This window comes from Bacillus sp. KS1, assembly GCF_020075515.1.
Taxonomy (GTDB): Bacteria; Bacillota; Bacilli; order Bacillales; family Bacillaceae; genus Bacillus; species Bacillus velezensis.
Window position 1 is genome coordinate 178,183 of record NZ_JACAWW010000022.1, and the last position, 24,500, is coordinate 202,682.

Here is a 24,500-nt window from a genome sequence, read left to right on the forward strand (position 1 = left end):
TTAATATTTTGTAAGCGTGAATTTAGTTAGGGGCAATCCTTTCATTCACTGTTGCGGCTTATGTCAGGATATTGATAAGTATATAGAGAAAAAGAGTTGAATATTGCTGGCCTCTGGTGAACTTTAGATATTTCAATGCTTTTCTAACGAGGAAGATGTGATAGTAACTTAATCAATTGTACAAAAGTAAAAACTTTATTTAAAATGTTATAAATACGAATTTTCAATATAGGAGGTTATCTGATGGCAGAAAAGAAAAAAGCTTTAATCATTGTGGATGTACAAAAAGCCTTTGGTGATAAAAAGTGGGGAGAACGAAATAACGTAAAGGCGGAGGAAAATATCAGCAAAATACTGAAATTATGGAGAGAAAAAGGATGGACAGTCATATACATACAACATACTTCTGATAAACCTGGTTCTTTATTTTATCCAAAAAATGAGGGGGTTGCTATAAAGGAAATCGTTAAACCTATGGATAAAGAAGTCATTATAACCAAGAAAGTAAACAGCAGCTTTATTGGGACTAATCTAGAAGAGCTTTTAAAAGCAAATGATATAACAACTGTCGTAATCACTGGCTTGACTACGCCGCACTGTGTTTCAACAACCACAAGGATGAGCGGTAATTTAGGATTTGATACATACCTGATTTCAGATGCAACAGCAGCCTTCGGAATGAGAGATCAAAATGATACATATTATGATGCAGAGACTATTCACAATATATCTCTGGCCACGTTGCATGATGAATTTGCCACAATATTAACGACTGATCAATTAATCAATGATTTTATAAAAACAAACTGACTAACATTATGGCTAAGGGCGGCGGTGGATATAGGCGGCTGAAAAGCATATTCAGGCGCATACAAGGACCTCTCGAAAAATACGGGGATTACCGACTCTTTTCATCGTCGCAATATCGATTGAAAAAGGCATCTGCTTCAGATGCTTTTTTTGTTTCTTGTAAACCGGTTTTGATCGGCGGTTAACGGTCTGATTCGGCGAATAACAAAAGGCTTTACTAATCAGCGAATTATTCAAGATTTTTTGGTTTGTGCTGGGTCTGGTGACTTTTGATTTCCTCGAATATATTGGCTTGATCATCTTTTTGAGGCTGAGGCTCTTTGTTAAGACATTTTGGATCGATCACTTTTTTAAGGTCTTTGATGGTTAAAGGCTTACAGTCATCTTTTAATTCGTAGCCTAATTGTCCGTTAGCTTCTAAAGTGGCATATTTAATTGTATTTATATTTGAAATGCCAAGAAGCCTTAAACGCATTTCGAGTTGATCTGCTGTCAGTCTCAGCTTCTTTAAGTTTTCGATATTGAGTTGGCCGTCTTCTATAACGAATTTAGATTTTCCGGTTAAAAAAGATTCAATCCAGTTTACTTTTACTTGAAACCACTCCATTAAAATCAAAGCGCTAAAAAGGATAGACGCAGCGATTAATGTTTTCAATAAACTGGTTTCTAAAATGGGGTGAACGATAATCGTACCTATTGAAATCATCACCATTGTCTGTGCAATGGTCATTTGTGCAATGGATTTTCTCCCTGAAATTCTCAGTAAAATCATTCCGAATGCAATTATAATTAATTCTTCCCAAGCAAATCTCATGTTATCACCCTGGATTGTGTTTTTATCAAAAATAAAAGAGCAAGTAAGAGGTTTTATGGGGTACTTGCTCACGAAGAATTATTGCCCTTACATTTAATTTTATTCATTTTAGGTGTTTTCCTAACTGGAGAAACTATTCTGCGAGGGTGAATTCATTTCAGAATCTCCAATACAAGAGGCGGCGGTGAATATTGGTGGCTGAAAAGCACACCAAGGAGTATAAGGAGTGCGTAAGGCATGAAATAGAAGAACCTTGCCCAGAAATACGAGTGAGTTGTCAATTAATACAATTAAGTCATAGGAAAAGCGGCATGGTTGGGAACAAAAAAGGATGCATACTGAGACACTCTGCTAAAATGCATTGAGGAACAACGGTCTGCTGCTGAGACAGAGCTTGAAATACGGTTGCTTGAAATCGCCGCACAACGCTCTTCGTTGATCATGGTATTTAGGAGGTTAGTAGGGAAAACAACTATGAAAAAAGGGATGAGAGAAAAATCTCTTATCCCTTAGATAATCTTAAAACCAACCTTGGTATTCACCAGTCCATGTGCCATCACTGTTCTGCTTGGCATCTTTTAAATAGTATTTAACTCCAGCAAATACTGTTACATTAAGAAGTTCTCCACGTGTATTAGCATTGATGTATATAGTTTTTAACACTGCCTGAGGAGCTGCAGTTTTATGACTCCCGCCATCTGCAGTCGGGCTTGCTGCAAAAGCAGGAGCAGCAGAAACAAGTAAAGCAAGTGATAGAGCTGAACCGGTTAAAACTTTTTTAAATTTCATTTAAAACACTCCCTTTTTTTATTTGATACAACTGTATTATATAACTGTATGTAAAATTTGTCCATATAAACTTATGTTAACTTTTTGTGAATATAAGAAAGTATTTTCCCCCATGAGTTTTATTAACTCGTACCATCTTATTTTAAGCCTCCAGAGTAAGGCATCATCATATGACGTCAAAACTGTTGTATGATACTAGGGAAATCATTTTTAGTCGAAATGAGGAGTTGCATGACATTTACGGAACGGGCGGTAGCCATTATCAAACAGATACCTGAAGGAAAAGTGATGACGTATGGTCAAATTGCCGGTCTTGCGGGAAGTCCGCGGGGAGCGAGGCAGGTTGTGAGGATTCTTCACTCCATGAGTAAAAAGCATCGTCTTCCTTGGCACAGGGTCATCAATGCAAAGGGCGAAATCGGATTGAGAGACGAAGAGATGTTTTCTGTACAGAAGCTGTCTCTTGAAGCTGAGGGGGTAGCGGTCACGTCAGACGGACGGATCGATCTCAATTTATACGTCCATGATCCGAATATGTAAAAAAACCTGCCGTATATCGGCAGGTTTTTCAGTTATATGCTGCGAGCCGGCCAGAAAGGTTTTGCCGGATATAAGGCCATTCCTCTCGAAGGATGGAGTAGTAGGCGGTATCTCTGAGGCCGCCGTCAACAGCCGGAATGTGTACGCGGCGGATTCCTTCAAATTGGGCTCCGATCCGCAAAATTGCAGTCCGTGAGCGCTGGTTGCGAACGTCGGTTTTCAGCGTCACCCTGACAGCTTGCCACACGTCAAACGCATGAGTCAGCATCAGAAGTTTACATTCCGTATTGACACCGGTCCGCTGCACGGCAGAGGCATACCATGTGCTGCCGATCTCACACACTTCCGGAGCTGCATCCGCCGGCCGCGTAAACACTTCCACATCCATAAACCTCGTGCTTCCGACGATTCGGTCTGTTTCAAGACTCCGTACTGCAAAAGGCAATGCAAGTCTTTTTTCATAATCGGAAAGCGCGCGCTCAATATAACGCTTTGTTTCTTCGATTCCGTCAGGAACATGGGTGTAAGCGTAAGTCGTCCTATTTTCAGAAGCAGCGTCACAGAGTGCCTGAGTGTGATCAATCGCCAGCGGCTCTAACTGAACGAGTGACCCTTTAAGAATGACAGGCTTCAGCATTCTTATCACAACCTTTTTTTATGAATGGATCAAGTATAGTCGAACGGTTTCTTATTCAAAAGGGCCAATTTCCTATTAAAATGGCATGTCAGTGAAATCCTCGATTCACACTTATGCATACATTCAGGAAAAAAGCGGAAACCTTATATGAAGAGGTGATGGGCATGGCATATGTGTTATCGGTCGGAACGAGCATTCCGAAGTATCATGTCTCGCAAGAAACGGCGGCGGATTTTGCGAGAGGGATGTTTGCCGATTCATTTAAGGATATTGACCGGCTGTTAAAAGCCTTTCAAAACGGTGAAATTGAATCAAGGCAGTTTGTCCGGCCGATTGAATGGTATAAAACGGCACGGGGTTTTTCAGAAAAAAACCGGCTGTATACGGAAGAAACCGTCAAGCATAGTGCGCATGCGGCACTTGATTGTTTAACAAACCCGGATTGTTTAACAAAACCCTTTCCATATGAAAAAGTGAATGCGATCTTTTTTATTTCCAGCACCGGGCTTTCAACACCCAGCATTGAAGCGAAAGTGATGAATCAGCTTCCGTTTTCTGCGAAAACAAAACGGATACCGATCTGGGGCTTAGGATGCGCGGGCGGAGCGGCCGGCCTGTCCAGGGCTTACGAATACTGCCGCGCGTATCCTGAAGCATACGTGCTTGTCATCGCGGCTGAACTCTGCAGCTTAACGTTTCAGCCGAACGACAAGTCAAAAAGCAACTTAATCGGAACTTCCCTGTTTGCGGACGGAATTGCCGCAGTACTAATCGGAGGAGAAAAGGCGAACCGAAACGACGTCAAACAGCCGCTTCTTCCGCGGATATTCGCCACTCAATCGGTGATGATGCCGGATGCGGAAGATGTGATGGGCTGGGAATTCACCGACAGCGGTTTTCAAGTCATTTTTTCAAGAGACATTCCCACCCTGGTTTCACAGTGGCTGAAGGACAATGTTGATGAATTTTTATTTGAATATGGAGTCAGTCCTCACGACATTAAAACCTTTCTTGCCCATCCCGGCGGGAAAAAGGTCATTGACGCCTATTTAACGAGTCTTTCAATGGACACCGGTCAGCTTGCGGCATCTCGGAAGGTGCTGCAAAAACACGGGAACATGTCTTCCGCAACTATTTTTCATGTGATAGAAGAACAGTTGCTCCACGGGCGGCAGAAAGAAAACGAAAAAGGGCTGATCGGCGCTCTCGGGCCGGGATTTTCGTCTGAGCTTTTGCTGTTCAGCTGGGAAAAGGGGGCTTCTTAATGTTTTGGCTGTTTATCATGCTGCTTGCGGCCCAGCGGATTGCGGAGATGATCGTGGCCCGGCGCAATGAGCAAAAGGTGAAAAAGCAAGGCGCAGTCGAATACGGAGAAGGACATTATCCCTTTCTCGTCCTGATGCACGTGCTCTTTTTTGTCTCTCTTACAGCTGAGGTGGCGGCGTTTCAAAAAACGCTTTCTCCAAGATGGGCCGCCATTATATGTATTATTTTATTTGTACAGGGGATCAGGTATTGGGCGCTATTATCATTAGGGCGGTATTGGAATACGAAAATCCTTGTCGTGCCGGATGCGGAGCTTGTCAGAAAGGGGCCGTACAGGTGGATGAAACACCCGAACTACGCGGTCGTCATCTTAGAATTTATTTTTCTGCCGCTGTTATACGGAGCGTATTGGACACTGTTTCTCTTTTCGATTCTCAATGCCTGCATGCTCACTGTGAGGATTCGCGCCGAAGAGAAAGCGCTAGAAGAAAACACCGCAAAATAGAGATTGAAAATCATTCTCACTCATGATAAGATGTAAATATGAAAATGATTCTCATTCAAGGTGGTGCCGAAAATGACAATGTTATTTTTATTTGCAGCCGTTTGTACATACAGTGTTTTAATTGGTTTCGTATTGAAAAAAGTTTCGAATAAATCGATGTCTTCTTAAACATCTGCGGTTTTTCCTGCCGCGGGTGTTTTTTCTTTATCAGCTGCCGATATCGGCGGCTTTTTTGCGTTTCCTGAAGAAAAGTGAGCCATTCTTGTGTAAAATGGGGGAGAGGTTTTTTTCAGAGCTTTCTAAAAATGAAAAACGTCATTTGATGCGACAGACACAAAGGGGTAAAGACACATGACAGAAGAACGCCATAACAGGGAGATTTTCAGCAGAACGGGTGCCTTATACGCACAATTTTTGGATCATCAGGATAAAAAACGGGCCGATCAGCTCGCGGCCATTATGAAAAAAGCGGCTGATGAAGAGGTTTATATCGCGTTCACCGGGCATTATTCGGCCGGAAAGTCCTCTTTATTAAACACATTGCTCGGTGAAGACATACTGCCGACAAGCCCGATTCCTACAAGCGCCAACCTCGTTGTCATCCGGCACGGTGAAGATAAAGTCGTGCTTCATACGACGGACGGGGCTTATGCAGAGATCAAAGGAAGTTACGATAAAGAACAAGTGCAGCAATTCTGTAGAGACGGTGAGCAAATTGAGACGGTGGAAGTCTATGCCGGCTTTAAGGAGTCAGAGCCTCATGCGGCCTACATCGACACACCGGGAATTGATTCGACGGACGAAGCGCATTTTTTATCTGCGGCTTCGGTTCTCCATCAGGCTGACGCTTTATTTTACGTCGTTCATTATAATCACGTTCATTCAGAAGAAAATATGCTGTTTCTCAGCTCCATCAAAGACCGTATTCCGAATTTGTTTCTGATCGTCAACCAAATTGACAGACATGATGAAACTGAAACGAAGTTTGAAGAGTACCGCAGGCAGGTGGAAGATATGCTTGAAGGCGCGGGAATACCGAAAGAATCGCTTTTCTTTACGTCTGTCACTGAGCCTGACCATCCTTTAAACGGCATGGATCAGCTGAAACAACATCTGCAGAAGCTGAAACAGCAGGCAAAAACAAATTTATGGTCCTTAACGGAGAGAAAAGTTGCACACTTAGTCAAAGAGCATATAGAGATGCTCGTAAAAGATGATAAAAACGGCAGCGGAGAGCAGTTTGACAAACAAGAAGCACTTGTCCGTTCTGTTGAAAATGAGCTTAAAAAAGCCGTTCAACAGGCTGAAACAGCAGAGAAAGACATCAGAAAAGACGTGCAGAACATATTGCAAAACGCTAATCTGACACCCTTTGAGATGAGGGAGCTTGCATCTGCTTATATTGAATCACAGCAGCCCTCATTTAAAACCGGATTATTCTTTTCAAAAGCGAAAACGGCTCAGGAGAAAGAAAGAAGGCATGCTGAATTTTTTGCCGATATTAAAAAAAGAACGGAAGGGGAAGCGGATTGGCATATTATCGACACATTTACGAAAGCGGCCAAGCGGTATGAAGCGGATTCGGACGAACTGATCAAGAAAATCCAGGCGTACCGCACACCGCTTTCTGATGATATCATCGCTCAGGCCCTTAAGCAGGGAGCGGCCTTTTCATCTGAATACGTATTAACTTATACGAAAGACCTTGCTGAAATGATCAGAAGGGAAGCCAAAAGACAGACAGCGGAACTCATTGAGGAGCTGACCGCTTATGTTCAGACAAAAAACGGACCGCTCATTGAGAACTTGAAAAACCGGCTCGAAAAAGAAAAGAAAATAAGGGATGAGCTCGCGCAATCGGCAAAAGAAGAACGCAATGCCTTGGAAAAAGCAGCCCGAGTCCGCGCTTTGTGGGAAGAAGAATTGACCTGTGATACGGGAAGCGGCGACTGGTATACGCGAAAAAAACGCCTTGCAAAAGCGCCCGTCCAAAAGAAACCAAAAGAGGCTGTACAGCATGAAGTAAGCAAGCCCGAAAAAAATGCGATGAAGGAACTTCCTATAAAAGAGCAGACTGATCGGTTCTATGAGCTTGCCGGGATTCTTGAATCCTCGAGCATATTAGGAAAACAGGCAGAAGCCTTTCGAAGCAGGATTGAGCGGCTTGAAAACCGCCAGTTTACCTTGGCGTTATTCGGCGGATTCAGTTCCGGTAAATCATCATTTGCAAATGCGCTTGTCGGTGAATACGTGCTTCCGTCATCACCGACGCCCACAACTGCTACGATCAACAAAATAACGAAACCGCAAGACGGCAAACCGCATAAATCTGCGGAGATCGTTTTTAAAACGGAGGAGGAGCTGGACGCTGAAATGCTTCAGCTGACTGAGCTGAAAGATGCTGATGTAAAAGGGCGTTCACTGAAAGAGAGATGGAACTATGCCATTAAAAAGGGAAAAGTTCCGGATGAACTCATCCCGGTGATTCAGACGATGCTGCAGGCGTTTGATACGTATGAAGAACAGATCCGTCAAAGGCTGACACTGACGGTGCCGATTGAAGATTTAAAACCGTACGCAGCCGAAGAAAAAACGGCCTGCTGCGTAAAAGAAGTCACCGTGTATTATGATTCTCCTCTCACGCAAAAAGGCATCACCATTGTTGATACGCCGGGAGCAAGCAGTATAAACAAGCGCCATACGGAGCTTGCCTTTCAATATATAAAAGATGCTGACGCGTTCTTTTATATGACGTACTATCAGCATTCTTTTTCAAAAGGAGACAGGTCTTTTCTGAAGAAACTCGGCCTCGTCAAAGAATCATTCGGCATGGATAAAATGTTTTTTGTCATTAACGCCGCCGATCTGGCTAAAACCGAAAGCGAGCTGGAAACCGTCAAAGACTATGTCCGCTCAGAACTCTCAAAAGAGGGGATTAACCGGCCGAAATTATATCATGTCTCAAGTAAAGAAGAGCTTGCGGGTAAAAAAGCAGCTTTTTATAACAGATTCTCTGATGTAAGAACCGGGCTTGAGCACTTTATTGAGGAAGATGTAATGAGGGCCAGCTGCGCCCAGCTGAAAACAGAGGCGGACAAATTGTGCGATATGGTGGAACAGCTTCACGAATCTCTTCACCAGTCGGCAGAAGAAAAAGAGAAAAAGAAACAGCGTCTGGAGTCTTCCTATGAAAAAACTCTCGCTGACATTTCAAAGCGCCGTACGTCTGAGGTCATCATTCGAAAAGTGATGAAAGATACGGAAGAACAGCTCTATCACATAAAACATCGCCTGACGTTTTATGCGAATGATATGCTGAAAACCGCCTTCCATCCGGGCCTTCAAAACGGTGATTGGAAACAAAATATATCAGCGGCGCTGAATGAAGCGCTCAAGGAATTCCGTTTTGAATATATTCAAGAGCTGAAAACGCTCGATATCCGGATGACCGGTTTTATTGAGCGCCATATGACTGAGGAATGGATGGAAAACTGTCAGAAGAAGCTTATGGAAGACGGAGATTTCTCCATTTATGTGAGCGGTGAAAACGAATTTGCCGTTCAGCTGAAAGAGGTCGCTCCGGTCATTGACGTCTCGGTATTCTCACATCACATAAAGGAAGTTAAATCACCGAAGCAATTTTTTGAACAGAACGGAAAAGCAGCGTTTGTAGAAGGGCTCAGGCTCAGCCTGCAAAAAGTGACAGAAAAGTGGCTTGAGCAGGAGAAAGAAAGCCTTTCAGAGCGATATACTGAGCAGGTGCGCCGTCTGCAAGAAGACATGGCGGATAAAAGCCTGTCCCAGATCCGCGAGCAGCGGGACACTTATTTACAAGGTCTTGCGGAAAATACGAGTGCAAGGGAAATTGAACACCTTTACGAAGCCGAAAAAGCATGGAAAAAGAAAGATGAAATGCTGAAAATTTAAAAATCCGGTTGGCGGGCAGATAACAGTCGTGGTAGACTAAAATGAAAAAAGCGAGATGAAACCTTTTATGTCAGAAGTCCATAAAGCAATTTCAGCACATTCCGCAAAACAGCATCAGCATGTCAAAACATTTGTACAGCTTGACTACCAGCGTGAACAGGCCATTGAAGAAGCCGTTGTAAAATGCAGACAGAATGAACCGTTCACGACAGATGCCATCAATGGCATTACCGCAAAAATGAACCAGCTGGCGAAAAAGGGCATCGTGCCGCAAAGACGATTCGTAAGTGAAGAGATGGTGAAAGAATTCGTCAGCAGACAGTAATGGATGAACCTGCCGCGTGTGTCATCAGCGCTTGCTGTACATACTATCCGTATCTTCTCTAAAGGGGGATATGATCATGGGCAGAACAAAACTGGGAAACAGAAATGCTCAGCAGAATAACAACGCCAAAAAGAAAAACGGCTTCGGACAGAAATTTGATTCTTATGCCGGCCGTGAAGCTGAAAAGCTGATGGCAAGCAATAAAAGACACGGTGAATAACGTGACGGCAGCATCTTCCAAATGGGGGGATGCTGTTTTTTTACCGCCTTCTTTGGTAAAATAGGAACATTGAATAAAAAGGAGTTTCGATATATGAATAATAAATTACTGCTCGTTGACGGTATGGCGCTTTTGTTCCGCTCATTTTTCGCGACGGCCGTTCATCGCAATTTTATGATAAATGAAAACGGAATTCCCACAAACGGAGTCAACGGTTTTTTAAAGCATCTTATTACAGCGGTTGATACGTTTCAGCCCACACATGTCGTCTGCTGCTGGGATATGGGAAGCAAAACGTACCGCAATGACTTGTTTCAAGATTATAAGGCCAACAGAAGCGAACCGCCGCTTGAGCTGATTCCACAATTTGATTTAGCGAAAGAAGCAGCGCGGGAGCTCGGGGTTTTAAACATCGGCATAAAAGGCTATGAGGCGGATGACTGTATCGGTACGCTGTCTGCCCTATTTTCCGGGGAAGCGGAAATTACGATTGTAACGGGTGATAAAGATCTGCTTCAATTGCTGAATGAACAAGTTCAGGTGGCTCTGCTGCAAAAGGGTATCGGCAATTATAAGGTATATACAGATGAGATATTCAGAGAAGAAACGGGAGTTCCGCCAAAAGCGCTGATTGACATTAAGGCGCTGATGGGAGACACGAGCGATAACTATCCCGGCGTTAAAGGGATCGGGGAAAAAACGGCGTACAAGCTGATCCGTGAATATCAAAACATAGACCGCTTATTAGAAAGCCTCGCTCTCTTGCCGAAGGGCCAGCAAACGAAAATTCAGCAAAGCTTGAAAGAATTGGAGCTGTCAAGGCAGCTTGCTGAAATACATTGCGAGGTGCCGTTAGTCTGTACGCTTGAAGAAGCGCTTTTCTCATTAAAGATGGAAGAGGCGGCATTAATGCTCAGACGCCATCAGATAAAAGGAATTGAAAGGATGCTCGAAAAGCTGAACGCCAGAGAGATCAGCTGATCCCTCTAGCGTTTTGTATTGCTTTTTTTTGCGTTGTTTTCTAGGGCTGATTTCGGGTCTTTGTGCGCATTTCCTTCCATATTTCCCTGAGGATTCACGCCCCCGGTCAGCCGGCCTTTATTTTCTTTTCTCATAGCTGTTCACCTCATTTGTAGGATGAACAGTGAGACGCAATTTCATTCCGGTTATTTATTCAGCCGAATCGCTTTTTTTGCGAGCTGATCGGCTGTTTGGTTTTGTCTGCCGGGAATCCACTTAATGAAAAACAATGGAAATCCGGCCTTTAAGCGGATGATTTCGTCCACAAACGGCTGGAAAGCCTTGTTTTTAACCGCTTCAAGATCTGCGGCCCGCTCCACAATATCCGAATCCGTCCGGAATGACACGGACTCAAATCCGCGGGCGGCACACAGCTTCATTCCTTCAATTAAAGCGAGAAATTCAGCTTCCTGATTTGAATGGTCACCGATCGGAATGGAGAAAGATTCTGTTTTCCCGTCATGTTTAATAAAAATACCGATACCGGACGGGCCCGGGTTTCCGGCGCTTGCACCGTCTACATAAATTTCAGCGGGCATCATCCGTCACTCTCCATTCGGTGTCATTCGTTTTGCCGCATACGCATAAGGGACAGAAATGAGTGATACCGCAAATTTAATCAGGTAAGTTGAAATGAAGATGCTGAACCATACTCCCGCGGAATAAACGCCGATAAAGGCCACGGCAGTGAAGATAAATGTATCCAGCAGCTGGCTGAGCGCCGTGCTTCCGCTGTTTCTGAGCCAGAGAAGCCTATCTGAAGGAAAGATTCTCCGAATGGCTGAATATACATAAACATCTATCGTTTGGCTGAAAATAAAAGCCAAGAGGCTTCCGAGCGCAACACGCGGCAGAAAACCGAAAATCGTCTCAAGGGCCGGCTGTGCGATATCTGACGCAGCCGGTTTATATAAAAGAGCCCCCTGCATGGCGCATGTCAAAGCGAGCAGAGTGGAAAACCCGAGCCAGACGGCTTTGCGCGCTTCCCTGGGACCGTATTTTTCATTCAGCACATCCGTTGCGAAGAAAACGGTGCCGTACATGATATTTCCCAGTGTCGCCGTAAGCCCGAACAGCTCGACTGTTTTGACAACCTGCAAGTTGGCGCACACCGTGGCGAAACCGATCCATACGAATAGGCCCGTTTTGCCAAATCCTTTATAAAACAGAAGAACAATGATAAAATGAATGACCGCAAATAAGATCCATAACACATCGTTAAACAAAACCTGCTGACTTCCTTTCAATTTGAGAATGGTTTGATTATAGCACACGCCCGTCAACTAATGAATGGTAAGGTGATTTCAATGAATCTTAAGCCGTATATCGAAATAGAAGCAAAAGGAACAGGCCCTGTCGCGTTTTTTTCCGAAGATTGGCTGACCGTTCCGAAAGCGCGCATGCTTGCAAGAGAAGTCAGCCGCTTTCCTTATATAAAAGACATTTATTTTGAGGATGAAAAAGGCGCGAGCTGGACGCTTAAAGAATTAGAAAAGCTTACTGAAGAGCTTGCGCACGAACCTGACGACATTACAGTGTATTTCGACGGCGGCTTTGACAAAACAAGCGGACGCGCCGGACTCGGAATTGTCGTGTATTATTCTCTCGGCGGCAAGCGGCACCGCATACGGAAAAACAAAAGCTTAACGCTTCAGACGAATAATGAGGCGGAATATGCCGCTTTGTACGAAGCGCTTAAGGAAGTGCAGGAACTTGGCGCAAGCAGAAATTCAATCACGATAAGAGGGGATTCCCTCGTCGTTTTACATCAGCTTGACGGCAGCTGGCCGTGTTATGATGAAACGCAAAACGAATGGCTGGATAAAATTGAAGCGCTGCTCGAATCCTTAAAGCTGACACCGACATATGAAGCCGTAAACCGAAAGGAAAATCAAGAAGCGGATGACCTTGCCAGAAAAATTCTCTCGGACCGGCAGATTGAAAGCCGCATAACATTAGAAGGTAACGGAGATGACTGATATTGGATAAAAAAAGCATTTATAAAGAATTGACTGAGCTTCAGGATGAATATTGCAAAGACTGTTTCGTAAAAAAGCATTTTCGCAAAGAGTTTGGAAAAACGCACGCTCATTCTTTCTGCATCAACCAATGCACGGTGGGGGAGAAGCTGAAAGCCTACGGCAAGGTGCTGGCAAATCAATAAAAAATAAAACCGCAGTTTCTGCGGTTTTATTTTTCGAATTCATCGAGCTGATGCTGACAATCGTCGAGAAGCATTCGCTGCTTTTGCAGAAAATCCTGGTCGAGAGCTTGCAGTTCACTGGATTGTGACATCGTTCTGGCATCCTGAATCGCCTGGTAAGCAGATTCCACCAAAGTTGAATTTTGGCCCCGGGTAGCCGCTCCCGTTGTTTTCTGGGCCGTTTCTACCGCTAATTCAAGCTGGCGTTTATCCGTCAGTCCGTTTGGAAAAAATTCAGAGTCCATTAAAAAACACCTCCGCAAATAGTTTGGAGATTTTTTTTAGAAATATGTACGGAAAATAGAAAAAATATATAAAATAAGCCGATATAACTATTGAACCTGATTAATTAGGGCTTATTTACTATTATTCAGGGTATCTTGGGAGAGAAGGGAAAAACCAGCCGTGAATGATAAAGATTTAAAAACAATCCTTCAGCAGACATTTAAAGAAATATACGGTGATTTGGGAAGTTTAGCGGAAATGGCGAAAAAAGGAATGCCGTCAATGGAGAAACAAATTGAAGAAATCGAGCAGCGCTGCAAGCAGAATCTTGTCGCAATTGAGATTCAGACGGCAATCAAATAGGAGAGGCATACGCCTCTCCTCTATTTGTGTCATCTGATCAACATGTATTGAGTTTAGAGTTTTACAACATTAGAAGCTTGAGGTCCACGATTACCTTCGACAATTTCAAAAGAAACTTCTTGTCCTTCTTCTAATGATTTGTATCCGTCTCCTTCGATAGCAGTGAAGTGAACAAATACGTCGTCTCCGCCTTCAACTTCGATGAAGCCGAATCCTTTTTCGTTATTGAACCATTTTACTTTACCGTTTTGCATATTGCTTAATTCCTCCTAGTACTGTAGCACCTTCGTGCTAAAAAAAATTTTGTCATCATTCAACCGTACGTATGTTTACGTTGTTAAATGATGGTTCAACTATACACCATATGGGAGCGGGCGTCAAGCGGCCGCTCTCTATTTTTTATCTTTATTTTTCCAGTGCCAAAGCTTATCCGGAAAAAAACAAAAAGCACACGAATCGTCCGTGTGCTTTTCTCTTACGATAATGCCATATCCGCCTTTTCGGCCATCAGTTCAGATTCTTTTATAATGTCCTGCAAAATGACTTCAGAGGAGTTAGGGAGGTGAAGGCTTTTAATATTGTCCTTCATCCGGTTCAGCTTCTCCTCATCCGCAAGAAGGGAGGTGACAGACTCTAAAATTTCTTCGTGGCGGTTGACCACGACAGCCGCACCGCGATCTTCAAAGAAAATGGCGTTTTCCTTTTCCTGTCCGGGAACCGGTTTGTACAAAATAACGGGTACGCCGATCGCCGTCGCTTCCGTCAGTGTGATGCCGCCCGGTTTCGTGATCATGCAGTCCGTAATACGGAACAGCTCGTCAATTCTTTCTACATAGCCCAGCACTTTCAGCCGGTCGGCATTGTCACCTTCCAAGCTGCTGAGGGATTCTTTCAGCGAGCTGTTTTTGCCGCATACCACCACAACCTGCACCTGATCGTCATGAACGAGATTTTCGCACAGTTCTTTTACGTTTTTCAGCACACCATGCGCTCCCGCCATAATAAGAAGAACTTTTTTGTCGGGAGAGAGATTGTATTTTTTATAAATCGGCTCTTTCGGCATCGATTCCTCGAATTGAGGCCTGATGGGAATGCCCGTGATCTTTACGTTGTTCGGGTGAGTGCCGATTTCAATCAGTTTTTCCTTCACGTAATCTGTGGCGACATAATATTTATCAACATTTTCATGAACCCAGATTTTGTGAAGGCAGAAATCGGTCATAACGTTGAACGTCGGGATCACTTTTCCGGTTCTCCGTCTGTATTCCGGTACGACAATCATCGGAAATGTATTGATAATAATGTCCGGCTTATGCTCTTCGACGAGCTGGCCTAAACGTTTATTTCCCATTTTAAAATAAATATTGAATTTGCGTTTATTATAGATTTTGTCAACTCCGTAATAAAACAAACGATAAAACTGTTTCCCGATTGAGAAGCTTTTTAAATAAAGGTATTGAGTAACCTCTGAAACAATCGGATTTGACTCTTGATACAAATTGGAAACCGTCACATCTAAGCCGAGACGCAGACACTGTTCGTAGAGCGTTTTGGCCACTTGAACATGCCCGTTTCCGTAATTTGCAGTCAAAATTAATACTTTTTTATTGGTATTCAAGTAAATTCACCTCAATGTAATCAACAACAAGCAAGCTTCATGCATCGTAAGGAGTTATTGTCTATAGATAAACATAACACAAGTGCATCATTATATAATAAGCGCGGCAACATATTTAAACTAAATTTAATTGATATGTTCCATTATTTTAAAGTTTTGTTATACGCATACTGAATCAAGAGTATTTTATCATATTTTTGTCACCGTATCACTCAAAACAAAAATTAATCCCATTCATACGGGGTTTCCTGATATACGTAATAATTCAGCCAATTCATAAACAATAACGTTGCATGAGCTTTCCAGCGGTTAACAGGTTCTTTCCCGCCGGGCGCAAAATAGTGCTTAGGAGCTTCTACGTTTGAAAGATTTCTCTCTATGTCTCTCTCATACTCCTGAAGTAGCGTATCGGTATCATATTCCGGATGACCCGTTAAGAAAATCTGTTTTTCGTCTTTTGAAACGATTAAACAGACCCCCGCTTCCTCTGAAACGCTGAGCACATCCAGATCCGAAGCCGATTGCAGCTGCTCCGTATTAATATCTGTATGCCGTGAGTGGGGCACATAGTATAGCTCGTCAAATCCTCTTACCAATCTCTCATGTTTTTTAAGAACGGTATGCTCAAACACACCGAAGATTTTTTTCGGCAGCTCCACTTTCTCAATGCCGTAATGATAGTATAAACCGGCTTGAGCGCCCCAGCAGATATGGAGGGTTGAAGTGACATTCGTTTTGCTCCATTCCATGATTTCCTTCAATTCTTCCCAGTAAGAAACATCTTCAAACGGCAGGTGCTCAATCGGAGCTCCGGTAATAATCATTCCGTCAAACCGTTTGTGGCGGATACTGGAAAAATCCGTATAAAATTCATCCAGATGCTGCCTTGCCGTATTTTTTGGAGTATGTGTGCTCGGAATTAAGAACGTAAAGTGAACTTGTAAAGGTGAATTCCCAAGCATCCTGAGGAGCTGGGTTTCCGTTTGGATTTTTTTCGGCATCAGATTTAAAATCACGATCTTCTGCGGCCGGATATCCTGATGAAAAGCCCGGCTTTCATCCATTACAAAGATGTGTTCACTTTCAAGCACCTGCTTAGCGGGCAGGTGATTTGGTATATTAATAGGCAACATGCCACCTCCGTTATTCCCCGTTAATTTTCTTCATTATAGAAATTTTTAAGCCATTTTTCAATCCATCCCGGCGTAATAAACCGCATTTAACGCATAATGACAAGGATAAAAGCGGCAAATGGGCATAAATTCGGAGCGGCTCTTTATTATGACGGGTAAACAGCCGTTTGGTTCCTCGAAAAAAACGTTTTCCGTTAAGTGGAAGGAAAAAGCGGTTACCGTTTGTTTTGCAGTGTAAAACAGGTAAAATAAATGAAGAATGTAAATAGGAGGGCCGCAGATGACAATTTACGATATAAACGTACGGACCATAACAGGCGAAGACATGACGCTATCGGCTTACAGAGGCAAGGTGATGATCATTGTGAATACAGCAAGCAAATGCGGGTTCACATCCCAGCTCAAGCAGCTTCAGGAGCTCTATGATACATATCGGGAGGAAGGTCTTGAAATATTGGGATTTCCCTGCAACCAATTCATGAACCAAGAACCTGGAAACGAAGCGGAAATTCAAGAGTTCTGTGTGAAAAACTACGGAGTCACATTCCCGATGTTTGCGAAAGTCGATGTCAATGGAGCAGACGCTCATCCTCTCTTCACATATCTGACGGAAAAGGCGAAGGGGATGCTCGGCACAAAAGCGGTCAAATGGAATTTCACTAAGTTTATCGTGGACCGAAACGGTGAAGTCACCGGGCGTTTTTCACCGAACGTCAACCCAAAAGAGCTTGAAGATACGGTGCAGAGGCTTTTGGCCCGATAAGAGGTGATACGGTGAACGAAAAAGAGCAGCTGGAAAGCGTCAGGAATTGGGTCAGAGAAAAGCTTATTAATGAACGTACGGGCCATGACTGGCTTCATATTTCCCGGGTCGCAACACTTTCTGTTTATATGGCAAAAGAATAAGGCGCCGACTTATTTATCACTGAGACGGCCGCGCTGGTTCATGATCTGATTGACGCCAAGCTCGAAAAAAGCGAAAGGCTGACGGCAGGCGAAGTGACAGAACGGCTGGCTGCTTTCAACATCGCGGCTGGCTCCATTCAGGAGATCGCGGATATTATCACGAGAATGTCATTCAGACACAGGGAACTGCTGAAAAAGCGGCCGCTTTCATTGGAGGGGAAAGTTGTTCAGGATGCAGACATGCTTGATGCGATCGGCGCAGCGGGCATCGGCAGGGCTTTTATGTTTGCCGGCGCGAAGGGTCACCCGATGTACGGAACTCAAACAAGTGTGCTGGCCCATATAGAGGATAAATTAATCAAGCTTAAAGGCTTAATGAATACAAAAGCGGGGGCCGGTTTAGCAGAGGAGCGGCATCAATTTCTTTTGCAGTTCGCCGCCCGTATCCAAAAAGAGGCCGGCATTTGCAAAAGCTGAGCGGCGCAATAGAACGCTTGTGCCGACTATGTTAGAATAAGTGTCAGATTGCGCATAGGAGGACCAATATGAAGATTAAATCAATAGAACCGACGCCGAGTCCGAACACGATGAAAGTAATTTTGACTGAAGAGCTTCCGGCAGGGAAAAGCAACAATTACAAGCCCGATCAGGCAGATGATGCTCCGGCTGTCGTACGTGATATTTTAAACATTGAAGGAGTAAAGGGCGTTTATCACGTTGCCGATTTCCTGGCTGTGGAGAGAAACGCCCGTTTTGACTGGAAGGAAATTCTGCCTCAGGTCCGTTCCGCCTTCGGAATGGAACATACGGAGCAGTCTGAGAGCCGTTCTGAACAGGAATCGTTCGGTGAAGTGAAGGTTTTCGTACAAATGTTCAGCGGAATCCCGATGCAGGTCAAATTGACGGACGGCGAACGTGAAGAGCGCTTCGGCCTTCCGGAACGTTTCCAAGAAGCCATTTTAAAGCTGCGTTCCGAAGCTTCAAATGTCGTATTTGAGCGGGCCTGGAAAGAACAAGGCGTGCGCTTCGGGGATTTTACCGAAATCGGACACGATGTCACAGAAGAGCTTCAGGCCGCCTACAGTGATGAGCGGCTCAAACGTCTGACAGAAGCAGCCGCACAGCAAAAGGGTGAGGCCAAACCCGCAGTGCAGCGGAAAGCTTATAAAGTGACATTGGAGATGCTTGATGATGAAGACTGGAAACAGCGCTATGCCCATCTTGAGCAAATGGATCCGGATGAAGACGATTTACCAGTATTGGAAAAGGCGCTGCATGATCCGAAGACTTCGATCAGAAGACAAGCCGTCGTTTATTTGGGAATGATCGAAAAACCGTCTGTGCTTCCGCTGTTATACAAAGCGCTTGAAGACAAAACGGTGACGGTCAGAAGGACGGCGGGTGACTGTCTGTCGGATCTCGGCGATACGAGCGCCATCCCGGCCATGATGAAATCGCTCAGTGACTCAAGTAAGCTTGTGCGCTGGCGCGCGGCCATGTTTTTATATGAAGTCGGCGATGAAAGCGCGCTGGAAGCATTAAAAGCGGCGGAAGACGATCCGGAATTCGAAGTCAGCCTGCAAGTCAAAATGGCGATTGAACGGATTGAGCACGGAGAAGAGGCGAAAGGTTCAGTCTGGAAACAGATGACTGAAAGCAGAAAAAAAGAACAGTTATAACAAAAAGGTGCGCCATGCACCTTTTTTTATTTGAATTCACTTTTTATAAAAATTATTTAGAATATTGTTGAAAAATGATTCAAAACTCTATATAGTAAGTACAATATTAATTGTTGGAGGGTTTTTATCGAAATACAGAAAGAATAGAAAAGCGAGACAGGGCAAAGACACTGTAAAATTTGCAGAACACGCCCTAGAATAAACTGAAAATTTTAAAAATAATGCACAGTCTAAAAACAGTAGGGGGATCACCATGGCAGAATTACGCAGCAACATGATCACACAGGGAATTGACAGAGCGCCGCACCGCAGCCTTCTTCGCGCTGCCGGCGTAAAAGAAGAAGACTTCGGCAAGCCGTTTATCGCGGTCTGTAATTCATACATCGATATCGTTCCCGGGCATGTTCACCTGCAGGAATTTGGAAAAATCGTAAAAGAAGCAATCAGGGAAGCGGGCGGTGTGCCTTTTGAATTTAACACGATCGGAGTAGATGACGGAATCGCGATGGGGCATATCGGCATGAGATATTCGCTGCCGAGCCGCGAAATCATTGCCGATTCAGTTGAAACGGTCGTCTCGGCGCACTGGTTTGACGGAATGGTCTGCATTCCGAACTGCGACAAAATTACGCCGGGAATGCTGATGGCGGCTATGCGGATTAATATTCCGACCATTTTTGTCAGCGGGGGGCCGATGGCAGCCGGCCGCACAAGCGACGGCCGCAAAATTTCGCTTTCTTCAGTATTTGAAGGCGTCGGCGCATATCAAGCCGGGAAAATCGGTGAAAGCGACCTGCAGGAGCTGGAACAGTTCGGCTGCCCGACGTGCGGATCTTGTTCGGGCATGTTTACGGCAAACTCCATGAACTGTCTGTCTGAAGCGCTCGGTCTGGCGCTTCCGGGCAACGGAACAATTCTTGCAACTTCACCGGAGAGAAGAGAGTTTGTGAGAAAATCAGCGGCTCAATTGATGGAGACCATCAAAAAAGACATTAAGCCGCGCGATATCGTCACCGAAAAAGCGATTGACAACGCATTTGCGTTAGACATGGCTCTCGGCGGCTCAACCAACACAGTGCTTCATACGCTTGCGCTTGCCAATGAAGCTGGGGTTGAGTACTCTTTAGAACGGATTAACGAAGTGGCTGAACGAGTGCCTCACTTATCGAAATTGGCGCCGGCCTCGGACGTCTACATTGAAGATCTGCACGAAGCGGGCGGAGTCTCGGCGGCCCTTAATGAATTGGCGAAAAAAGAAGGAGCGCTTCATCTTGACGCGCTGACTGTAACAGGCCGCACACTCGGAGAAACAATTGCGGGTCATGAAGTAAAGGATTATGACGTGATTCATCCGCTTGACAATCCGTTTACCGAAAAAGGCGGTTTGGCCGTTCTATTTGGGAATCTGGCTCCGGACGGCGCCATTATCAAAACAGGCGGCGTACAGGACGGGATTACAAGACATGAAGGGCCCGCTGTCGTCTTTGATTCCCAGGAAGCCGCGCTTGAAGGTATTATAAACCGCAAAGTAAAAGAAGGAGATGTTGTCATTATCCGTTATGAAGGGCCAAAGGGCGGCCCGGGCATGCCGGAGATGCTCGCTCCGACGTCTCAAATTGTCGGAATGGGGCTTGGCCCGAAAGTGGCGCTTATTACAGACGGGCGTTTTTCAGGAGCGTCCCGGGGCCTTTCAATCGGGCACGTATCGCCTGAAGCGGCTGAAGGCGGCCCGCTCGCATTCGTAGAAAACGGCGACCATGTCATCGTTGACATAGAAAAACGGATTTTGGACGTACAAGTGGCTGAAGAAGAATGGGGAAAACGCAAGGCCGAATGGAAAGGCTTCGAGCCGAAAGTAAAAACAGGATATCTAGCCCGGTATTCCAAACTCGTAACAAGCGCCAATACAGGCGGAATCATGAAAATATAAAACAGAGGCCTGAACAATTGAATTCCGGCCCCCTCTATAGTATCCTTGACTTCATATAAGGATTTTAGAGGGGGCTTTTTTATGTCAATGGCTTATGAAGAATATATGCGCCAGCTGGTCGTGCCGATGCGCCGTGAGCTGACGGGTGCGGGTTTTCAGGAATTAACGACTGCTGAAGAAGTAGAAAGCTTTATGGAACAGGCAGAGGGCACGACATTGGTCGTTGTCAACTCCGTGTGCGGCTGTGCTGCCGGTCTTGCCCGTCCGGCTGCGACTCAGGCTGTTTTACAGCATGAAAAAGCGCCTGATCATACGGTTACCGTATTTGCCGGTCAAGATAAAGACGCAACTGCAAAAATGCGTGAATATTTTACGGGGCAGGAACCTTCCTCGCCTTCAATGGCGCTGTTAAAAGGGAAAGAGGTCGTTCATTTTATTCCCCGCCACGAAATCGAAGGGCATGACATGGAGGAAATTATGAAAAATCTGACGGATGCCTTCGATGCGCACTGCTGAAATGCCCGAATTCCGGGCATTTTCTTTTTGGAGAAAAAAATGATCACAACGAGTTACAGACCAAGCGAATATACGAGACACACAGCGCAGTCACTCAGTGTCAAGCTGGGTGACACTTACTGCAGCCGCAATAAACAGCCCATTGAAAAAATGCTGGAACGAGCGGCTGGCGATCTTTTAGTCATCGGAAAGGAACGGTTCGAACTTTACACGAAGCAAGGGGAGAAGTTCTTTTTTCACCCGAATACAGCGATGTTCCGCGCAAAGCGGTTTTTGAGAGGTGAAGCCGAGCCGTTGTTAAAAGCAGCCGGATTACGCGAAGGGGATTCCTTTTTAGATTGTACGCTCGGCCTGGCAACCGATGCGATTTTGGCAAGCCTGGCAGTCGGAAAAAGCGGACAAGTCATCGGCCTGGAGAAAAACAAGCTTGTCTCATTGCTTGTAGAAACAGGACTTCAAACGTGGGAAACCGGAATGGAGCAGCTCCAAACCGCCATGAAACGCATTCAGGTCAAACATGCCGACTGCGCCGATTATTTGCGGGAGCTTCCTGACTCATCGGTAGATGTCATTTATTTTGACCCGATGTTTCACGAACCTGTTGAAACGTCAGACGGGATTGCACCGCTCCGCGCGCTGGCAGAAGAGGGTTTTAACGAAGAGTGCATCACGCAAGCCGTCCGGGCGGCGAAAAAATGCGTAGTGCTTAAAGACCATTGGAAAAGCCCGCGGTTTGAACGATACGGCTTCAAGGTGCTGAAAAGAAAGACGGCGCTTTTCCACTTTGGTGTCATCCATGTGAGCTCATGATATCATGGGCTTCTTTTTCGTTAATCAGTGATTTCCATAACGACAAAATAAAGCAGCGTGAGAAGTGATACAGTCGCAAATAAAGCGTTAATCATCTCATCCCCTCCTTTTTCTCCTTCTTATTGTAAGCGGTTTATCCGCTCGGTCACAGTTACCAATTTCCCATATTGCATGATAATACGCTGCCGGACATGACGCCGCGCTTTCATCTATGCTAAAATAAAGGAAAAGAGGACAATAAAACAGAGGGGAACAATCTGTCATGAAATTGTGGATGAAAAAGACCCTTGTGGTTCTGTTTACCATTGTAACGTTCGGACTCGTGTCTCCTCCGGCTGCTTTGATGACAGACAAGCCTTCAGGACAGTCGAGCAGTCTTGAGCAGAATGATTACACCGCTTTTTATGATGAACACGCCCTGCCGGGAGAAGAGAAGGCAGGGCGGGAGCCTGAATTACTGTTTCAATCGTATCAGCAGCAGCTTCTCGGTGATGCTGAAAATCAATCATTTTTAAAATTCGGCAGCAAAATCTCTCCGGTCATTGAAGATGATTACAGAAGTGAAATTCTGCCGAAAATCGAAGATGTGATCACAGGACATTTGGCCAAGTTTCAAGATGATGAAGCGTATCAGGATGTGGTTATTTCCAGCAAACCGTCAGCCGGAAAAACTGAAAAAATTTTTCATGTGTATAACAGGCTGACGGGTGAAGATCTTTTAAGGTTCCACGTCCGCCGGGATCATCCTCCGCAAGACGGCTACTGGTTTAATTTTCATTACCATACCGCTGAAGACGGCTTTCAATCACATCATGAGCTCGGCAGCATTTACTGGGACCGCAATACGCCGCCTGACTGGATGAGCGTGTAATAGCGAGAAGAAATAAAAAAATCATTTCTGAGAAATTTTGCAGAAATGATTTTTTATTGTGTTACACTACTAAAAGACTACTTTAAAAGGATGAAAAAAATGAAACAATATAAAGATTTGTGCCGTCATGTGTTAGAAAACGGAGAAAAAAAAGGAGACCGTACGGGAACGGGTACGATCAGCACGTTCGGCTACCAAATGCGGTTTAACCTTCAGGAAGGTTTCCCGATGCTTACGACGAAAAAGCTCCATTTTAAGTCCATCGCGCATGAGCTGCTTTGGTTTTTAAAAGGAGATACGAATGTCCGCTACCTTCAGGAAAACGGAGTCCGCATCTGGAACGAATGGGCGGATGAAAACGGAGAACTCGGACCGGTTTACGGTTCTCAATGGCGTTCATGGCGCGGAGCGGACGGCGAGACCATTGATCAAATCTCCCGGCTGATTCACGACATCAAGACAAACCCGAATTCCAGACGTTTAATCGTCAGCGCCTGGAATGTCGGCGAAATTGATCATATGGCGCTTCCGCCTTGCCACTGCCTGTTTCAGTTTTATGTCGCGGACGGAAAACTGTCGTGCCAGCTTTATCAGCGCTCAGCGGATGTCTTTCTCGGCGTGCCGTTTAATATTGCGTCTTATGCGCTTTTAACAATGATGATCGCGCATGTGACGGGGCTTGAACCGGGTGAGTTTGTTCATACATTCGGAGACGTCCACATTTACCAAAACCATGTGGAGCAGGTGAATTTGCAGCTGACAAGGGATGTCCGTCCGCTGCCGAAACTGCGGTTTGCGCGAAATGTTGATTCTATTTTTGATTTTGCGTTTGAAGACTTTATCATTGAGGATTATGACCCGCATCCGCACATAAAAGGAGCTGTCAGCGTATGATTTCGTTTATTTTTGCGATGGATGAAAACCGGCTGATCGGAAAAGATAACGATCTGCCTTGGCACCTTCCCGATGATCTCGCATATTTCAAAAAAGTGACGACGGGTCACACCATTGTAATGGGGCGGAAAACGTTTGAATCAATCGGACGCCCGCTTCCGAACCGGCGTAACATCGTTGTAACCTCACGGGACGAATCTTTATTCCCGGGCTGTATTACTGCCGACTCGGCTGAGGAAGTGCTCAAGCTGATCCCGGCGGATGAAGAATGCTTTGTGATCGGCGGCGCCCAGCTGTACAGTGCGCTCTTTCCTTATGCGGACAGACTCTACATGACAAAAATTCACCATGTCTTTGAAGGAGACCGTTTTTTTCCGGAATTTAATGAAGCTGAATGGGAATTGACATCCCGCAAACAGGGAGTAAAAGATGACAAAAACCCTTACGATTATGAGTACCTTGTATACGAGAAAAAGAATTGAGTTTAAGCAGGGGGACA

The 24,500-nt window shown here is 44.9% G+C and carries 30 protein-coding genes and 2 pseudogenes; 21 read left to right on the forward strand and 11 right to left on the reverse strand.

Annotated features, from left to right (window positions below; genetic code table 11):
• Window positions 1–243 precede the first annotated feature (243 nt).
• Window positions 244–810 (forward strand): cysteine hydrolase family protein, encoded by a 567-nt coding sequence (locus tag HWY38_RS17575; RefSeq protein ID WP_224182284.1) that lies wholly within the window; start codon window positions 244–246, stop codon window positions 808–810.
• A 229-nt stretch (window positions 811–1,039) separates the two neighbouring features.
• Here HWY38_RS17575 and HWY38_RS17580 read toward each other — a convergent pair whose 3' ends face one another.
• Both HWY38_RS17580 and HWY38_RS17585 read right to left on the reverse strand, forming a co-directional pair.
• Window positions 1,040–1,624, reverse strand: coding sequence for a DUF421 domain-containing protein (locus HWY38_RS17580; RefSeq protein ID WP_082998659.1), 585 nt, complete (start codon window positions 1,622–1,624; stop codon window positions 1,040–1,042).
• 519 nt (window positions 1,625–2,143) lie between these two features.
• Window positions 2,144–2,413 carry a hypothetical protein gene (locus HWY38_RS17585; protein WP_007409508.1) on the reverse strand — a complete coding sequence of 90 codons (270 nt, stop codon included), beginning with the start codon at window positions 2,411–2,413 and terminating at the stop codon, window positions 2,144–2,146.
• 231 nt (window positions 2,414–2,644) lie between these two features.
• Between HWY38_RS17585 and HWY38_RS17590 the strand changes: the two genes are divergently transcribed.
• On the forward strand, window positions 2,645–2,953 hold the full coding sequence (locus HWY38_RS17590; protein WP_014305272.1) for an MGMT family protein: 309 nt from the start codon (window positions 2,645–2,647) through the stop codon (window positions 2,951–2,953).
• Window positions 2,954–2,981: 28 nt separating this feature from the next.
• Here the strand turns inward: HWY38_RS17590 and HWY38_RS17595 are convergent, their stop codons facing one another.
• Window positions 2,982–3,590: a GNAT family N-acetyltransferase gene (locus HWY38_RS17595; RefSeq protein ID WP_224182285.1), complete on the reverse strand. Its 609-nt coding sequence runs from the start codon at window positions 3,588–3,590 to the stop codon at window positions 2,982–2,984.
• A 164-nt stretch (window positions 3,591–3,754) separates the two neighbouring features.
• Here HWY38_RS17595 and HWY38_RS17600 point away from each other — a divergent pair, with 164 nt between their 5' ends.
• From HWY38_RS17600 to HWY38_RS17630, 7 genes are all read left to right on the forward strand, one after another.
• The gene (locus tag HWY38_RS17600) at window positions 3,755–4,855 is read left to right on the forward strand and encodes a type III polyketide synthase (protein ID WP_224182286.1); all 1,101 of its coding nucleotides are present in this window, start codon (window positions 3,755–3,757) and stop codon (window positions 4,853–4,855) included.
• Entirely contained in the window at window positions 4,855–5,361 is a 507-nt protein-coding gene (locus HWY38_RS17605; protein ID WP_003153565.1) for an isoprenylcysteine carboxyl methyltransferase family protein, read from the forward strand. Before HWY38_RS17600 ends, HWY38_RS17605 begins: the two co-directional genes overlap by 1 nt.
• 72 nt (window positions 5,362–5,433) lie before the next feature.
• Complete coding sequence (fbpC, locus tag HWY38_RS17610) at window positions 5,434–5,529, forward strand: Fur-regulated basic protein FbpC (RefSeq protein WP_025284905.1); 96 nt, start codon at window positions 5,434–5,436, stop codon at window positions 5,527–5,529.
• A 183-nt stretch (window positions 5,530–5,712) separates the two neighbouring features.
• Window positions 5,713–9,288: a dynamin family protein gene (locus HWY38_RS17615; RefSeq protein WP_224182287.1), complete on the forward strand. Its 3,576-nt coding sequence runs from the start codon at window positions 5,713–5,715 to the stop codon at window positions 9,286–9,288.
• Between the two features lie 67 nt (window positions 9,289–9,355).
• Window positions 9,356–9,613 carry a YpbS family protein gene (locus tag HWY38_RS17620; protein WP_224182288.1) on the forward strand — a complete coding sequence of 86 codons (258 nt, stop codon included), beginning with the start codon at window positions 9,356–9,358 and terminating at the stop codon, window positions 9,611–9,613.
• Between the two features lie 73 nt (window positions 9,614–9,686).
• A complete protein-coding gene (locus HWY38_RS17625; RefSeq protein WP_224182300.1) occupies window positions 9,687–9,833 on the forward strand; it encodes a hypothetical protein in 147 nt (48 codons plus the stop codon).
• A gap of 93 nt (window positions 9,834–9,926) precedes the next feature.
• Complete coding sequence (locus HWY38_RS17630; RefSeq protein ID WP_224182289.1) at window positions 9,927–10,814, forward strand: 5'-3' exonuclease; 888 nt, start codon at window positions 9,927–9,929, stop codon at window positions 10,812–10,814.
• A 5-nt stretch (window positions 10,815–10,819) separates the two neighbouring features.
• On the opposite strand, the gene sspL is transcribed toward HWY38_RS17630, so the two are convergent.
• Genes sspL through HWY38_RS17645 form a run of 3 tightly spaced genes read right to left on the reverse strand, consistent with a single transcriptional unit; the run spans window position 10,820 to window position 12,079 of the window.
• Entirely contained in the window at window positions 10,820–10,948 is a 129-nt protein-coding gene (sspL, locus tag HWY38_RS17635) for a small, acid-soluble spore protein L (protein WP_003153575.1), read from the reverse strand.
• 51 nt (window positions 10,949–10,999) lie between these two features.
• Window positions 11,000–11,392, reverse strand: a complete 393-nt coding sequence (locus HWY38_RS17640; protein WP_025649782.1) for a reverse transcriptase-like protein — start codon at window positions 11,390–11,392, stop codon at window positions 11,000–11,002.
• Between the two features lie 6 nt (window positions 11,393–11,398).
• The gene (locus HWY38_RS17645) at window positions 11,399–12,079 is read right to left on the reverse strand and encodes a queuosine precursor transporter (RefSeq protein WP_012117815.1); all 681 of its coding nucleotides are present in this window, start codon (window positions 12,077–12,079) and stop codon (window positions 11,399–11,401) included.
• 81 nt (window positions 12,080–12,160) lie between these two features.
• Here HWY38_RS17645 and HWY38_RS17650 point away from each other — a divergent pair, with 81 nt between their 5' ends.
• Window positions 12,161–12,832: a ribonuclease H family protein gene (locus tag HWY38_RS17650; protein ID WP_014418166.1), complete on the forward strand. Its 672-nt coding sequence runs from the start codon at window positions 12,161–12,163 to the stop codon at window positions 12,830–12,832.
• A gap of 2 nt (window positions 12,833–12,834) precedes the next feature.
• Window positions 12,835–13,017 (forward strand): zinc-finger domain-containing protein, encoded by a 183-nt coding sequence (locus tag HWY38_RS17655; protein WP_040238014.1) that lies wholly within the window; start codon window positions 12,835–12,837, stop codon window positions 13,015–13,017.
• A gap of 26 nt (window positions 13,018–13,043) precedes the next feature.
• On the opposite strand, the gene HWY38_RS17660 is transcribed toward HWY38_RS17655, so the two are convergent.
• Window positions 13,044–13,301 (reverse strand): DUF2564 family protein, encoded by a 258-nt coding sequence (locus HWY38_RS17660; protein WP_007409519.1) that lies wholly within the window; start codon window positions 13,299–13,301, stop codon window positions 13,044–13,046.
• 160 nt (window positions 13,302–13,461) lie between these two features.
• On the opposite strand from HWY38_RS17660, the gene HWY38_RS17665 reads away from it, so the two are divergent.
• Entirely contained in the window at window positions 13,462–13,644 is a 183-nt protein-coding gene (locus HWY38_RS17665) for a hypothetical protein (protein ID WP_012117812.1), read from the forward strand.
• Between the two features lie 53 nt (window positions 13,645–13,697).
• On the opposite strand, the gene cspD is transcribed toward HWY38_RS17665, so the two are convergent.
• The 4 genes and pseudogenes from cspD to metA all read right to left on the reverse strand — a co-directional run bounded on the left by cspD (window position 13,698) and on the right by metA (window position 16,392).
• Entirely contained in the window at window positions 13,698–13,898 is a 201-nt protein-coding gene (gene cspD, locus HWY38_RS17670) for a cold-shock protein CspD (protein ID WP_003230776.1), read from the reverse strand.
• A gap of 15 nt (window positions 13,899–13,913) precedes the next feature.
• Window positions 13,914–14,025 (reverse strand): annotated as a pseudogene (locus HWY38_RS17675) (hypothetical protein); the annotation flags it as partial.
• 94 nt (window positions 14,026–14,119) lie between these two features.
• Window positions 14,120–15,262: a diglucosyl diacylglycerol synthase gene (locus HWY38_RS17680; RefSeq protein ID WP_032873307.1), complete on the reverse strand. Its 1,143-nt coding sequence runs from the start codon at window positions 15,260–15,262 to the stop codon at window positions 14,120–14,122.
• A 224-nt stretch (window positions 15,263–15,486) separates the two neighbouring features.
• Window positions 15,487–16,392, reverse strand: coding sequence for a homoserine O-acetyltransferase MetA (gene metA, locus HWY38_RS17685; protein WP_003153608.1), 906 nt, complete (start codon window positions 16,390–16,392; stop codon window positions 15,487–15,489).
• A gap of 283 nt (window positions 16,393–16,675) precedes the next feature.
• Here metA and HWY38_RS17690 point away from each other — a divergent pair, with 283 nt between their 5' ends.
• The 9 genes and pseudogenes from HWY38_RS17690 (at window position 16,676) to HWY38_RS17730 (ending at window position 24,483) form a co-directional block, all read left to right on the forward strand.
• On the forward strand, window positions 16,676–17,158 hold the full coding sequence (locus HWY38_RS17690; RefSeq protein WP_033574699.1) for a glutathione peroxidase: 483 nt from the start codon (window positions 16,676–16,678) through the stop codon (window positions 17,156–17,158).
• 11 nt (window positions 17,159–17,169) lie between these two features.
• Window positions 17,170–17,778: pseudogene (locus HWY38_RS17695) on the forward strand (HD domain-containing protein).
• Window positions 17,779–17,846: 68 nt separating this feature from the next.
• Window positions 17,847–18,980: a conserved virulence factor C family protein gene (locus HWY38_RS17700; RefSeq protein WP_224182290.1), complete on the forward strand. Its 1,134-nt coding sequence runs from the start codon at window positions 17,847–17,849 to the stop codon at window positions 18,978–18,980.
• A 253-nt stretch (window positions 18,981–19,233) separates the two neighbouring features.
• On the forward strand, window positions 19,234–20,910 hold the full coding sequence (gene ilvD / locus HWY38_RS17705; RefSeq protein ID WP_224182291.1) for a dihydroxy-acid dehydratase: 1,677 nt from the start codon (window positions 19,234–19,236) through the stop codon (window positions 20,908–20,910).
• Window positions 20,911–20,991: 81 nt separating this feature from the next.
• Window positions 20,992–21,426, forward strand: coding sequence for a BrxA/BrxB family bacilliredoxin (locus tag HWY38_RS17710; RefSeq protein WP_003153619.1), 435 nt, complete (start codon window positions 20,992–20,994; stop codon window positions 21,424–21,426).
• 39 nt (window positions 21,427–21,465) lie between these two features.
• On the forward strand, window positions 21,466–22,236 hold the full coding sequence (locus HWY38_RS17715) for a class I SAM-dependent methyltransferase (RefSeq protein WP_224182292.1): 771 nt from the start codon (window positions 21,466–21,468) through the stop codon (window positions 22,234–22,236).
• Between the two features lie 262 nt (window positions 22,237–22,498).
• Entirely contained in the window at window positions 22,499–23,107 is a 609-nt protein-coding gene (locus HWY38_RS17720; protein ID WP_007409526.1) for a YpjP family protein, read from the forward strand.
• A gap of 99 nt (window positions 23,108–23,206) precedes the next feature.
• Window positions 23,207–24,001 carry a thymidylate synthase gene (locus HWY38_RS17725; protein WP_007612094.1) on the forward strand — a complete coding sequence of 265 codons (795 nt, stop codon included), beginning with the start codon at window positions 23,207–23,209 and terminating at the stop codon, window positions 23,999–24,001.
• Entirely contained in the window at window positions 23,998–24,483 is a 486-nt protein-coding gene (locus HWY38_RS17730; protein ID WP_032873320.1) for a dihydrofolate reductase, read from the forward strand. Before HWY38_RS17725 ends, HWY38_RS17730 begins: the two co-directional genes overlap by 4 nt.
• Window positions 24,484–24,500 lie beyond the last annotated feature (17 nt).